Raw genomic sequence first — 11,944 nt, 5'->3', positions numbered from 1 at the left:
GTCCACCTGGCGCGACTACGTTGCCTGGCGCGGCCAGAGCCGCACCGCCAGCGCGGCGGCGGCCGTGGCGGTCGCCAGCACCGTCACGCCGGCCCAGCCCCACGCGGCGAGCATCAGCGCGCCCAGCGCCGAGCCGGCCGCCATGCCGATGAACATGCTGGTGAACAGCACGGCGTTGAGCCGGCTGCGCGCACCGGGCTCGATGCCGTAGACGATCGTCTGGTGGGCGATCAGCGCCGCCTGCATGCCCAGGTCGAAGCCGACCGCTGCGAGCGCCAGCAACCACAGCTGCGCATGCGGTGTCATCAGCGGTGCCAGCCCCATGGCCGCGAACGACACCAGCGCCAGCCCCGTGCCCAGGCGCGTCACCAGCTCCGGTCCGCGCCGGTCGGCCAGCCGCCCGGCCAGCGGCGCCGCCAGCGCGCCCGCCGCGCCGGCCAGGCCGAAGGCGCCTGCCGCCGCGCTGCCCAGGTGGAAGGGCGCGCCGTGCAGCATCACCGCCAGCGTCGACCAGAAGGCGCTGAATCCCACGGCCAGCAGTGCCTGGGCCAGCGCCGCGCGGCGCAGCGTGCCGTGGCGCGACCACAGCGTGCCCAGCGAGCCGAGCAGGGCGCCGTAGGCCAGGTGCGTCGTCGGCCGAAAGCGCGGCAGCCCGCGCCAGGCCGCGGCGCCGATGAGCGCGATGCTGGCCGCGGCCGCGATGAACATCGCGCGCCAGCCGAAGTGCTCGGCCACGAAGCCGCTCACCACGCGCGACAGCAGGATGCCCAGCAGCAGCCCCGTCATCACCGTGCCGACCGTCTTGCCGCGCGTGGCGTCGGGCGCCAGCGTGGCGGCGGCGGGCACGAGGTCCTGCGCCATCGTGGCCGCCAGCCCGATCGCGAGGCTGGCCGCGAGCAGCACGCCGATCGACGGTGCGGCGCCGGCCACCAGCAGCGCGGCGCACAGCGCCGCCGCCTTGATCAGCACGATGCGGCGCCGGTCGAAGCGGTCGCCCAGCGGCGCCAGCAGCAGGATGCCCAGCGCATAGCCCAGCAGCGTGAGCGTGGGAATGAAGCCCACCGCACGGGTGGAGGCGCCGATGTCGGCGCCCAGCACCCCGAGCATCGGCTGCACGTAGTAGAGCGACGCCACCGACAGGCCGGCGCCGGCGGCCAGCAGCAGGATCAGCGAGGCGGGCAGGTCGTGGCCCGGCGCGGCGGCCGGCACATGCGTAGTTTGAATGGAAGACATGGTGTTAACCCTCGATTATCGAAGCAAGGGTTGGAATGTGCCCGTTGGAGTCTTGGCTTGGTAGTCCCGTGGATCGCACAATGCCCATACGCCAAACGCATGAACAAGGCCATGTCAACTTCACCTGCCGTCGACCGCATCGAGCTGATGCAGACCTTTCTTCACATCGTCGAGGCCGGCAGCCTGTCGGCCGCCGCGCTGCAGATGGGCGCCACCCAGCCCACCGTGAGCCGTCGCCTGCAGGCGCTGGAGCGCTCGCTGGGCGTGCGGCTGCTGCGCCGCTCCACGCACGCCATGAAGCTCACGGAAGACGGCGAGCGTTGCTACGAGCGGGCCCGGGAGCTGATCGCCGACTGGCACGCCTTCGAAGCCGACCTGCGCGGCGTCGGCGACGAGCCCGAGGGCACGCTGCGCGTGGTCGCGCCGCATGCGCTGGGCCAGCTGTTGCTGGTCGGTCCGCTGGCCGAGTACTTGCGCGCCTATCCGCGCGTGTCCGTCGAATGGCTGCTGAACGACCGTCGGCCCGACTTCATCGCCGAAGGCGTCGACTGCGCGATCCAGGTCGGCGAGATGACCGACGCGATGGCCGTGGCGGTCAAGGTCTCGGAGGTCCCGCGCGTGGTGGTCGCCGCGCCCTCGCTGCTGGAGGGCCGCTCACCGCCCGCGCACGCGGCGGAACTGGCCGAGCTGCCGTGGCTTGCGCTGCGCACCTTCTATCGCAACGAGGTGCTGCTCACGCACCGGCCGACCGGCGAGATCGCGCGCGTGCCGATCCGTCCGCGCATGAGCACCGACAGCCTCTATGCGCTGCAAAGCGCGGCGCGCATGGGCCTGGGTGCCTGCCTGGGTTCGGCCTGGCTGCTGAACGAGGACATCGCCGCCGGACGGCTGGTGCAGCTGGTGCCGCAATGGCATGTGGCGCCGCTGCCGGTCTACCTGACCTACCCGCACACGCGCTTCCAGCCGGCGCGCCTGCGCCGCTTCATCGAGATGATGCGGCTTGCGTTGGCCGACCCGACGGGCCGGGTCTGGGAGGCGCGCGTGGCCTGAGCGAGGCCGGGTCGCGCGACGGCGGACAGTAGGGTGCGGGCATTTCTTGGGCGATGAAAGGTGACAGCGGTCGGCATCGAGGCATTTCCCTGAGCTACTTTTTTCTTCCCCTTGCCTCTACCAGCGCCGAACCGCTGTCGAAACGCAGTGTGCGCAACGCAGGTGAAGTCAGAGTGAAGTCTGTGCAGGCCTTGCGTGAACGGATCAGAGGCCGTCCAGTTCGCCCTTGACGTGCGTGCGCGTGTCGCCGCCGACCCAGACCTGGCCGGCGTCGTCGCGGGTCAGGTGGATGCGGCCCTGCCGGCCAAGGCGGGTCCCCTGTGCAGCGACATAGTCGTCCTGTGCCACGCCCGTGGCGAAGAGCCACTGCGCGAGCGAGGCATTGAGGCTGCCCGTGACGGGGTCTTCGACGATGGCGCCCAGATGGTCGGTGAAGAAGGCGCGCACTTCGAAGGCCGCATCGCCGCCCGCGGCATGAGGGCCGACCACGCCGACGTCGATGCGGGTGGGCCAGCGCCGGGCCGGCTCCAGGGACAGCACCTTGTCGGCCGACGCCAGCCGGATTCCCAGCCAGCCAGGGCCGTTGTCGATCCAGGCGGCGTCCTGGATGTCGTCGGCTTCGATGCCCAGCAGCCGTCGTGCATCGTCGAGTTCGATCGGGGTAGGCGCGCCCGAGCGGATCAGCGGCGGCGCGGCGAACGCAAGCCGTCCCTGGTCGCGCCGGATCTGGACCAGCCCCGCGCCGCACTCCTGCGTGATCACCGTGGCTTGTTGTCTGGGCGCGCCCGGGCCCGAGAGCCAGGCGTGGCAACTGCCGAGCGTGGGGTGCCCTGCGAAAGGCATTTCCCGGTCCAGCGTGAAGATCCTCACGCGGTAGTCCGCCTCCGGGTGCGTGGGTGCGAAGACAAACGCGGTTTCCGAGAGGTTGAACCAGCGCGTCAGCTGCTGCATGTCGTGCGTGGCGAGGGCGTCGGCGCCGGTGACGACCGCCAGCGGATTGCCCGAGAGCGGGCCGGCGCCGAAGACGTCGACCATGTGGACGGTGATGCTCATGCGTTCGGTCTTTCGCAGGGATTCATTGGATTCAGTTCTGCGAGGCCAGCAGCTTGAGCCCCGCGGCCGCGAACACTGCCGAGAGCACGCCTTCGATCCAGCGTCGCAGCCTCGCATACAGCGCAATCATCGACGCGGTGGAAAAGACGATCGCGTAGCCGCCGAACACCAGGATGCCGAGGCACACGCAACCGCCCACGATCGCCGGCAACCCACCGGCGGGCGTGTCCTGGCGCACGCCGAGCGAGATGATCGCGATCCACGACATGATCGCCTTCGGGTTGCCGATGTGCATGAGCACGCCCTGGCGGTAGAGGGTGCGGTAGCGCAATGCGCCGCGTTCCGCGCTGTTCTTCACCGCGTCGGTGCCGGGTCGCATGGCGGACCGGCCCGCGCGAAAAGCCAGGTACAGCAGGTAGAGGCCGCCGGCGATCTTGAGCACGACGAGTGCCTGCGCATACGCGGTCAGGACCGCGGAAACGCCGGTCGCCGCCAGGATCGCCCAGAAGAGCGAGCCCGTGACAACGCCGGCCGCAAGCGCGAGCGCAGGGCGGCGGCCGTCACGCATCGCGGTGCCCATGATGGCCATGTTGCTCGGCCCCGGACTGGCGGTGGCGATGAGGTACGTCCCGTAGACGAGTGCGATCTGGCTGACGGCCATGCGGGTGCTCCAAAACCAAGGGTGTCTTCGGCGGCCTGCCTTTCGGCGGCCGAGGAGTGAAAGTTACACTATTGGAATATTCAAAAAGTGTCACGTGACACTTTTATTTGCGAGGCCGCGCACATGCTCCTTCGATCCTCCTGGACGCCCCGTCTGGCAAGCAACGGCACGAATGCCACCGAGCGCGTGGTGTCGGCCCTGGCCGACGACATCGTCGAGGGGCGGCTCGCGGGCGGCGATCGGCTGCCTGCGCATCGGGACCTGGCGAAGACGCTGCAGATCGGCCTGGGCACCGTGACGAAGGCCTATGCGCTCCTGGAGCGCAGGGGCCTCACGCGCAGCGTCAAGGGCCGGGGCACCTTCGTGGCGATCCACCAGGCGCACGGCGACCGGCAGATCGATCTGTCGTCGAATGCGCCGCCGGCCGCGCTCGGTGCGCGCGTGCTGGCGCGCACGCTGACGGGCATCGCGCGCAAGATCGACGCGGATCACTTCAACCTGTACGCACCGCCCGGCGGGCACCTGGAACATCGCCGCGTTCTCGCCCGCTGGCTCGAAACGATCGGCCTGGCCGTCGACCCGTCACAGCTGGTGCTGACCAGTAGCGCACGCCAGGCGCTGTCGCTGGCCTTCGACCTGGTGTGCGGGCGGCAAGGCGTGCTGCTCACCGAACGGATCACCTACCCCGGCGCCCTCGCGCTGGCCCGGCGCAAGGGGTATCGCATCCAGGGCGTCGAGATGGACGCGGAAGGGATGGTGCCGCAGGCGCTCGCACAGGCGCTCGACGGTGCGGCGTCCGCCGGTGGCACGGCGGTCTACCTCACCCCGACGCTGCACAACCCGACGACGGCCACGATGAGCGCGAAGCGACGGCGGGCCATCGTGGCGGTGTGCCGCCGCGCGGGCGCTTGGATCATCGAGGACGGCGTGTATGCGGCGGCCTCCGACGGCTTGCCCCAGCTGGCCACATTGGCGCCCGACATCGTGTTGCATGTGAACGGGCTCTCCAAGTCGCTCGGCCCGGGATTGCAGGTCGGCGTGCTGGCACTGCCGCCCGAGCTGTGCGGCCCGGCGCAGGCGCTGCTGCAGGACGTGCCCATGGCGCCGTCGGCGTTCTCCTGCGCGGTGGTCGACGAATGGCTGGCCACCGGCGTGGTCGCCTCGGTCCAGCGCGATCTGCGCCACGAGGCCCGGCGCCGTTCCCGGCTGGCCGTCTCGCTGCTCGCTGCCAGCGAACTGGTCTGGCATCCCGATGCCTACAACGTCTGGCTGCCGATGCGGCGCGATGCCGCCGAGGGCGTCGTGGCCGCGGCGGCGCAAGCCGGCGTGAAGCTCACCCCGCCGCAGACCTTGATGGCGAACCCGAAGGACAAGGCGAGCGGCCTGCGGATCTGCCTGGGCGGCCCCGGCTTCGACGAGCTGACCGGGGCCCTGGCCCTCCTGGCCACCTTGCTGAAGCGAAGCGCCTGACGCGGCGCGAACCTCAGACCACCGGTGCCGGGGCGCCGTCGGTGGGCACGCTGGCGTGCCGGTCGTCGGGCGGCGCGGTCACGATCGAGTCGAGGGCGGGCTCGGCCTTGCGAAGGCGTGCGAGATCGGGCCGCGGCCGGCGCAGCCGCGGGTCGGGCGCGAAGGCCTGCTCCATCGCCTGCGCGGCCGACAGCAGCGCGAGGTCGCCGCGAAAACGCCCCACCACCTGCAGGCCGAAGGGCATGCCGCGCTCGTCGGTGCCGCACGGCAGGCTGATCGCAGGGTGGGTGGTCAGCGTCACGACGTAGGTCAGTGCGAGCCAGCGGTAGTAGTTCTCCTGTTGGCGGCCGTCGATCTGCAGCGCGTGCGACTGCGTCCAGGCAAAGGGCGACACCGGTGTCGTGGGCGAGAGCACCAGGTCGTAGTTCTCGAACACCTTCTGGAAGCGCTGGAGGATGCGCGTCTGTTCCGTCTGCGCCCAGGCCGCGTCCGGCAGGCTCATGCGCGCGCCCATCTCGTAGTTGCTGCGCGGGTTCGGGCCCAGGCTCTCGGGGGCGCGTTCGTAGGCTTCGCGCATGCCGGCGACGAAGGCCTCCGCACGCAGCACGTCGAAGCAACGGTGCACCTCGCCCAGGTCGAAGCGCACCTCGTCGCAACTCGCAAAGAGCCCGCGCATGGCGGCCATGCGGTCGTGCATCGTCCGGCGGATCGACGGGTCGACATCGCACAGGCCGAAGTCGGTGGTCCAGGCCACGCGCAGGCGCGACAGGTCCAGCGGTGCCGGCCGCGCGAAGGCCGCCGCATCCAGCGGATAGCTCAAGGGATCGCCCGGATGCGGGCCCGCCGTGGCTGCGAGCTGGAGGCAGGCGTCGGCCACATCGCGGCCCATCGGACCGACCACCGAGATCGGCGACCAGCCCAGGCTCTTGCGCACGCTGGGCACGATGCCCGGCGACGGCCGCAGGCCCACCACGCCGCACTTGGCGGCCGGGATGCGCAGCGACCCGCCGGTGTCGGAGCCGGTGCACACCGGCAGCATGTCCAGCGCCAGCGCCGCGGCCGAACCGCCCGACGAGCCGCCGGCGTTGAGGTTGGGGTCGAAGGGATTGCCCGTGGCCCCCCAGACCGGATTGCGGCTGTTGGCGCCGGCGCCCATCTCGGGCACGTTGGTCTTGCCCACCACGATCGCGCCGGCGGCGCGCAGGCGGCGCACCAGCTCGATGTCGTTCGACGGCACATGGTTGCGCAAGGCGGGCGTACCCATGGTGGACAGCAGTCCCGCCGTCGGCTCGAGGTCCTTCACGCCCAGCGGCAGGCCGTGCAGCAGGCCCAGCGGCTCGCCGTTCTTCACGGCCCGCTCCGCGGCGCGGGCCTCGGCACGGGCGCGCTCGTAGCAGGTGGCGGTCACGGCGTTGACGAAGGGGTTGAGCTGTTCGATGCGCGCGATGCAGGCTTCGAGAAGTTCGACCGGCGAGAGGGCGCGCGTGCCGATCAGCCGTCGCAGTTCCACGGCGGAGAGTTCGACGAGCTCGGAGGAAGAAGAAGTTTGGGTCATGGCTTTCGGAATGTGCCGCACTCAGTCGGCCTGGATGTTGGCGCGCCGGGCGACGGCGCGCATGAGCGGCAGTTCGCGTTCGATCTGCGCGAGCGAGGCGGCGGCGCCGGCGAAGGCCGGCTCCGCGCCCTGGGCCTGCAGGGCCGCCTGGGCCTGGGGCGTGGCGACGATCTTGGCGAGCGTCTTCTCCAGCCGCTCGCGCACCGGCGCGGGAGTGCCCTTCGGCGCCACGACCATGATCCAGGTGTCGGCATCGACCTCGGGGTAGCCCGCCTCGGCGAAGGTCGGGACCTGCGGCAACTGCGAGGAGCGCTGCCGGGTGGTCACGGCGATCGCCTTGACCTTGCCGCCCTTGAGCTGCGGAATGGCGGCGGTGACGGTGTCCACCGAGAACGGCACCTGGCCGCCGATCAGGTCCGTCATGGCCGGTGCGCTGCCCCGGTAGGGCACGTGCATGATCTTCGCGCCCACCGCCTGCAGGATGATCTCGCCGGTGAAGTGCGAGGACGTGCCCGTGCCGAAAGAGGCGTACGAGTACTTGTCGGGCGCCGCGCGCACCGCGCTGGCGAACTCCTTGACGTTGCCGATGGGCACGTTCTTGTTGGCCAGCAGGATCAGCGGAATGCGCGCGACGATCGCGACCGGCTCGAAGCTGCCCAGGGCGTCGTAGGGCAGGTTCGGGCGGATCGCCGGGTTCATCGTGAGGGTCGAGCCCGAGCCGAGCAGCAGCGTGTAGCCGTCGGGCGATGCCTTGGCCACGAACGCGGCGCCGACCGCCGTGCCGGCACCGGGGCGGTTGTCGATGAGCACCGGCTGCCCCAACTCCTCCGACAGGCGCTGGCCGACCAGGCGTCCCACCGTGTCCGCGCTGCCGCCGGGCGGGTACGGCACCACCAGCGTGACGGGGCGCGTCGGGTAGGCCGACTGCGCCATTGCGGGCAGGGCCGTGCCGAGGCAGGCGGCCAGGCCCGCGAGGACGGCACAGCACCAGCGCCGCTGCGGCGCTTGCGAACGGGGAGCGTTCATTGACAGGGTCCTTCCGTAGAGCGAAGAGAAGAGGGGGAGGGGAAATGCTGGGGCACGCCCTGCGGTGTAGCAAGCACAATGATTGGAAGGTTGCGTTGCTGCTGGCGCAACGCAGACCACGTCGATGAAATCTCCCACTTCCAAGCCTTCAGCCTCCGCCCGCACCGGGGCGCGCACCGAACGCCCGATCAACCAGCGCGTGCTCCAGGAGGAGTCGATGCGCTACTTCCTGGAGGTGGCGCGCGTCGGCTCGGTCACCGAGGCGGCCGTGCGGCTGAACGTGGCGCCGTCGGCCGTGAGCCGCCAGATCGGCCGCATCGAACGCGAACTCGACACCCTCCTGTTCGAGCGCCGCGCCCGCGGCATGGCGCTCAACTCAGCCGGCGAGTTGCTGGCGGCGCACGCGCGCCGGGCCTGGCTCGACATCGAGCGCGTGACCGACGACATCCTCGCGCTGCGCGGCCTGCGCAAGGGCGAGGTGCGCGTGGCCGCGACCGAGGGCTTCGCCTACGAGTTCCTGCCGGCCCTGGTGGCTGCGTTCCAGGCGCGCTGTCCCGGCATCCGCTTCTCGCTCGACATGTGCGTGCAGCGCGAGGTGGCGCGCCGCGTGCGCGAAGGCCTGGTCGACCTCGGCGTGACGGTGAGCCTGGGCTCGGAGCACGGCCTGGACGTCGAGATCCGGCACCGCTCGCCCGTGTGCGCCGTGATGGCGCCTTCGCATCCGCTGGCCGAGCGGCGGCAGGTGTCGCTGGCGCAGGTGGTGCACTACCCGCTTGCGCTGCCGGCACCCACGTCGACGCTGCGCCAGCTGCTCAACATCAGCTGCGCCCGCCAGCGCCTGCCGCTCGAGGCGGCACTGACCAGCGATCACCTCTACCCGCTGGTGCACTACGCGGCGCATGGCCAGGCCGTGACCTTCTGCGGCGAGCTCGCGCTGCGCCAGCAGCTCGAGAACGGCACGATCGTGGCGCGTGCCTTGCGCGACCGCGAGATGAACGAGCGGCATTTCGAGGTGCAGAGCATGGCCGGTCGGCGCCTGCCCGATGCGGCGCGCGCTTTCGTCGAGCACCTGCGCGAAGTGCTCAGCGCCTGATGCGCGGCGCGCCGCCGAAGCTCAGTCGGCCGTGATGTTGTTCGCCTTCACGACGGCGCCCCACATCTTGTACTGGTCGCGGGTCATCGCGCCGAGCTGCTCGGGCGAGCCGCCACCGGGCTCGTCCCCGCGATCGACGATGCTCTTGACGACGGTCGGCTCCTTCAGTGCCGCGTTCATCGCGCTGTTGGCCTTCTTCACGACCTCGGGACTCAACCCGGGCGGCCCGTACAGGCCGATGAAGGAGATGATGCTGAAGTCCTTGATGCCGCTTTCCGCGGCGGTGGGCACATTCGGCAGCATCGGCGAACGCTTGTCGCCGGTCACCAGCAGAGGCCGCAGCTGACCCGACTTCACGAACGGCGCGACGACGGAGGTGGCGTCGAACATGGCGTCGAGGCGGCCGGCCATCAGGTCGACCATCGCCGGACTGCTGCCCTTGTAGGGCACATGGTTCATCGCCGGGTTGCCCAGGCGCTCGCGCAGCAGTTCCATGGTGACGTGGATCAGCGAGCCTGCGCCCCCCGTTCCGTAGTCGATGCCCTTGCCGCTCTTGGCGCGCGACTTCACCTCTTCGGCGAACTGCGCGTAGGTCTTGATCGGCGACGTGGCGGGCACCACCAGGACCAGCGGCGACTGCAGCATGATGCCGATGGGGGTCATCTTTTGCGGATCGACGATGCCGAGCTTGGTGTACACGTGCGGCATGATCGTCATCGAGCCGTTGCCCACCAGCAGCTTGTGGCCGTCCGGCGGCGCCTTCATGAGTTCGACGGACGCGATGTTGCCGTTCACGCCGGCCTTGTTGTCGATGACCACGGGCTGGCCGAGCGCGCCCTGCATGCCGTTCGTCAGCACGCGGCCGGCGAAGTCGGTCTGCCCGCCGGGCGGGAAGCCGATCAGCAGCGTGATCGATTTGCTGGGCCAGGCCGTCTGCGCCCACGCGGGGCTTGCCCCGAAGGCGCCCAGGCCGAGTGCCGCGGCACCCAGGCAAAGAAGCAGGCGGCGCGGCGCTGCACGAAGGGGCCGGGTGGCTTGGATCATGGAGTCCTCCGATGGGTCGTCTGTGGCACATCGCAGCGCGCCCGCCCGTGGATCGACGCACGGGCCGGGGCGCTGCCCCGCAGGTTCAGTTCGCAGCGAAGCAGTACATCAGGCCGGCACTGCCGCTTTGCTTGAGCTGGTCGATGCTGCAGCCCCGCGTGCCGTGCGACGCGTTCCACGAGGCGTTGGCGACCGGGTCGGGGTTGGTGCCCTTCTTGTCGTGGTGGCCGACGATGGCCGAGCCGTCGACGCTGCGCGTCCAGTTGCCGCAGGTGGTGTCCTTGCCGGCGGCGGCCGGTGCGAGCGTGCCGTCGGGGCGCGAGCCGGTGAGGATGTCGTGCTGGTTGACCGGGTCGCCGAAGCCGGAGACCACCTCGCCCTTTTCGGTCAGCGAGGTGTCCTTGCCGAGCTTGGCGTTCGCGCTGTGCAGGTCGGCCACGCTGGTGGCCACGACCACGCCCTTGGCGTTGCGCCACGGCCCGGTGCCGATGCGGTCGCGTGCGTTGACGGCGGGCTGGCCGCCCGCTTCGGCGGCGCTCAGGTAGGCACGCCAGGTCTTGCCGCCCGCACCGGCGCTCGCGGCCAGCGCCTGGCACTGGCGGTCCGCGCCGGCCAGGCCGCCGAGGTCGCCGCCCTTGCCGGGATTGGCACTCGTGATGAAGAAGCTCATCGGGTTGGCGTCCTTGCCCGAAGACATGGCGCCGCATGCAGCGAGGAGCGCGACCGCCGAGGCCGCGGCACCCCATGACAGAACGGAACGATGGCGCATGCGAGGTCTCCTTGGAGTGGTTGGGAGTTGGCGAGGCTACCCGCTTCGCACACGCCGCGTTCCCCTCGACAACCCGCAGACACGCTGGCCGTCGGCGAGGCGTTCGAGGGGGCGCGGCGCGTGCTCAGGGAGCCAGCGCCGCGGAGCCCGCGATCGCGTTCGCCTCGGCCGCGCAGTCGGCCGCGGGCGGGGCGCTGTCGGGTCGGCTGCGCGCCTGCGCGATCTCGTTCTTCGCCGCGTTCATCTGCGCCGTGAAGACCGGGTTGGCATGCAGCCGGCTCACGGTGGCTGCGCCGATCAGGCGTCCCGCCTCGATGTCGCTGCGCCAGTGCACGCCGCAGATGCCGCGGCTTTGCGCGAAGGCACGGCCCCGCTGCAGCAGCGCGTCCGCGCGCTCCGGAGCGATCTCCGTCAGCACCAGCGCCCAGGCCCATCCCAGTGCCGAGTGCCCGGAAGGGTAGGAGCCGTCCTTGGCCAGGTGCGCCTCTTCCTTCGGTGTGCAGCTCGCGGCCTTCAGCGCCACGAAGGGCCGCGTGCGCTGGTACTTCTCCTTGGCCTTGTACGTGGCGCCGCCGGCATCGGCGAGCGTGCGACGCAGCAGCATGTTCAGGTGTGGCGTCTGCTGCTCGGAGATGCGCACGCCCAGCGCGCACGAGAAGGTGGCCGCCGCCTCAGGAAAACGCAGGTTGGCATCGCGCACCGCGAGCGCGCCGCGCGGCGTGCCTTGCAGCGCTGTGAGACTGCGAAAGGTGGCGACGTCGGCGGCCAGCGCGGCCGAGCCCGCCTCGGGCGGCGGTGGCAGCAGCGCGAGGCTGTCGGGCATGTCGGCCTGCGCCAGGTAGCCCTTGAGGTAGCCGGAGCCGGGGCGCGTCTCTCCGACATCGGCGGGCGAGGTGGTCGGCGCAGGCGTTGTGGTGCATCCGCCCACGAGCAGGGCCGCCATGAGCAGCGGCGGGAGGTGTTTTGGAACCATCGGTGTGTCTCCTCGCG

11 protein-coding genes are annotated in these 11,944 nt (G+C 70.9%); 3 read left to right on the top strand and 8 right to left on the bottom strand.

The genetic code is table 11. From position 1 onward, the window contains the following. Window positions 1-15: 15 nt before the first annotated feature. The gene (locus AC07Q9_RS02060; RefSeq protein ID WP_495307070.1) at window positions 16-1,233 is read right to left on the bottom strand and encodes an MFS transporter; all 1,218 of its coding nucleotides are present in this window, start codon (window positions 1,231-1,233) and stop codon (window positions 16-18) included. A 111-nt stretch (window positions 1,234-1,344) separates the two neighbouring features. Between AC07Q9_RS02060 and AC07Q9_RS02055 the strand changes: the two genes are divergently transcribed. After that, the gene (locus tag AC07Q9_RS02055) at window positions 1,345-2,283 is read left to right on the top strand and encodes a LysR family transcriptional regulator (RefSeq protein WP_489057626.1); all 939 of its coding nucleotides are present in this window, start codon (window positions 1,345-1,347) and stop codon (window positions 2,281-2,283) included. A gap of 204 nt (window positions 2,284-2,487) precedes the next feature. Here the strand turns inward: AC07Q9_RS02055 and AC07Q9_RS02050 are convergent, their stop codons facing one another. Both AC07Q9_RS02050 and AC07Q9_RS02045 read right to left on the bottom strand, forming a co-directional pair. Beyond that, complete coding sequence (locus tag AC07Q9_RS02050) at window positions 2,488-3,336, bottom strand: PhzF family phenazine biosynthesis protein (RefSeq protein WP_495307069.1); 849 nt, start codon at window positions 3,334-3,336, stop codon at window positions 2,488-2,490. Window positions 3,337-3,367: 31 nt separating this feature from the next. Next, entirely contained in the window at window positions 3,368-3,997 is a 630-nt protein-coding gene (locus AC07Q9_RS02045; protein ID WP_495307068.1) for a LysE family translocator, read from the bottom strand. Between the two features lie 123 nt (window positions 3,998-4,120). Here AC07Q9_RS02045 and AC07Q9_RS02040 point away from each other — a divergent pair, with 123 nt between their 5' ends. Beyond that, window positions 4,121-5,467 (top strand): aminotransferase-like domain-containing protein, encoded by a 1,347-nt coding sequence (locus AC07Q9_RS02040; RefSeq protein WP_495307067.1) that lies wholly within the window; start codon window positions 4,121-4,123, stop codon window positions 5,465-5,467. A 13-nt stretch (window positions 5,468-5,480) separates the two neighbouring features. On the opposite strand, the gene AC07Q9_RS02035 is transcribed toward AC07Q9_RS02040, so the two are convergent. Together AC07Q9_RS02035 and AC07Q9_RS02030 are read right to left on the bottom strand one after the other, a co-directional pair. After that, entirely contained in the window at window positions 5,481-7,022 is a 1,542-nt protein-coding gene (locus AC07Q9_RS02035) for an amidase (protein WP_495307066.1), read from the bottom strand. A gap of 21 nt (window positions 7,023-7,043) precedes the next feature. Then, window positions 7,044-8,048, bottom strand: a complete 1,005-nt coding sequence (locus tag AC07Q9_RS02030; protein ID WP_495307065.1) for a Bug family tripartite tricarboxylate transporter substrate binding protein — start codon at window positions 8,046-8,048, stop codon at window positions 7,044-7,046. A gap of 217 nt (window positions 8,049-8,265) precedes the next feature. On the opposite strand from AC07Q9_RS02030, the gene AC07Q9_RS02025 reads away from it, so the two are divergent. Continuing rightward, window positions 8,266-9,141 carry a LysR family transcriptional regulator gene (locus tag AC07Q9_RS02025; RefSeq protein ID WP_495308208.1) on the top strand — a complete coding sequence of 292 codons (876 nt, stop codon included), beginning with the start codon at window positions 8,266-8,268 and terminating at the stop codon, window positions 9,139-9,141. Window positions 9,142-9,162: 21 nt separating this feature from the next. Here the strand turns inward: AC07Q9_RS02025 and AC07Q9_RS02020 are convergent, their stop codons facing one another. The 3 genes from AC07Q9_RS02020 to AC07Q9_RS02010 all read right to left on the bottom strand — a co-directional run bounded on the left by AC07Q9_RS02020 (window position 9,163) and on the right by AC07Q9_RS02010 (window position 11,927). Further along, window positions 9,163-10,185, bottom strand: a complete 1,023-nt coding sequence (locus AC07Q9_RS02020) for a Bug family tripartite tricarboxylate transporter substrate binding protein (RefSeq protein WP_495307064.1) — start codon at window positions 10,183-10,185, stop codon at window positions 9,163-9,165. A gap of 85 nt (window positions 10,186-10,270) precedes the next feature. After that, window positions 10,271-10,954 (bottom strand): hypothetical protein, encoded by a 684-nt coding sequence (locus AC07Q9_RS02015; RefSeq protein WP_495307063.1) that lies wholly within the window; start codon window positions 10,952-10,954, stop codon window positions 10,271-10,273. Window positions 10,955-11,078: 124 nt separating this feature from the next. Then, window positions 11,079-11,927 carry an acid phosphatase gene (locus AC07Q9_RS02010; protein WP_495307062.1) on the bottom strand — a complete coding sequence of 283 codons (849 nt, stop codon included), beginning with the start codon at window positions 11,925-11,927 and terminating at the stop codon, window positions 11,079-11,081. Window positions 11,928-11,944: the final 17 nt, after the last annotated feature.

The sequence above is a fragment of the Variovorax sp. GW821-FHT09A10 genome, assembly GCF_059418385.1.
Note: the sequence above shows the minus strand (reverse complement) of the source record. Positions and strands in the feature narration are given on the sequence as shown.

Excerpts from the sequence above, each read along its gene's own strand:
- AC07Q9_RS02060 (WP_495307070.1), bottom strand. The coding sequence starts at position 1,233 with ATGTCTTCCATTCAAACTACGCATGTGCCGGCCGCCGCGCCGGGCCAC.
- AC07Q9_RS02055 (WP_489057626.1), top strand. The coding sequence starts at position 1,345 with ATGTCAACTTCACCTGCCGTCGACCGCATCGAGCTGATGCAGACCTTT.
- AC07Q9_RS02050 (WP_495307069.1), bottom strand. The coding sequence starts at position 3,336 with ATGAGCATCACCGTCCACATGGTCGACGTCTTCGGCGCCGGCCCGCTC.
- AC07Q9_RS02045 (WP_495307068.1), bottom strand. The coding sequence starts at position 3,997 with ATGGCCGTCAGCCAGATCGCACTCGTCTACGGGACGTACCTCATCGCC.
- AC07Q9_RS02040 (WP_495307067.1), top strand. The coding sequence starts at position 4,121 with ATGCTCCTTCGATCCTCCTGGACGCCCCGTCTGGCAAGCAACGGCACG.
- AC07Q9_RS02035 (WP_495307066.1), bottom strand. The coding sequence starts at position 7,022 with ATGACCCAAACTTCTTCTTCCTCCGAGCTCGTCGAACTCTCCGCCGTG.
- AC07Q9_RS02030 (WP_495307065.1), bottom strand. The coding sequence starts at position 8,048 with ATGAACGCTCCCCGTTCGCAAGCGCCGCAGCGGCGCTGGTGCTGTGCC.
- AC07Q9_RS02025 (WP_495308208.1), top strand. The coding sequence starts at position 8,266 with ATGCGCTACTTCCTGGAGGTGGCGCGCGTCGGCTCGGTCACCGAGGCG.
- AC07Q9_RS02020 (WP_495307064.1), bottom strand. The coding sequence starts at position 10,185 with ATGATCCAAGCCACCCGGCCCCTTCGTGCAGCGCCGCGCCGCCTGCTT.
- AC07Q9_RS02015 (WP_495307063.1), bottom strand. The coding sequence starts at position 10,954 with ATGCGCCATCGTTCCGTTCTGTCATGGGGTGCCGCGGCCTCGGCGGTC.
- AC07Q9_RS02010 (WP_495307062.1), bottom strand. The coding sequence starts at position 11,927 with ATGGTTCCAAAACACCTCCCGCCGCTGCTCATGGCGGCCCTGCTCGTG.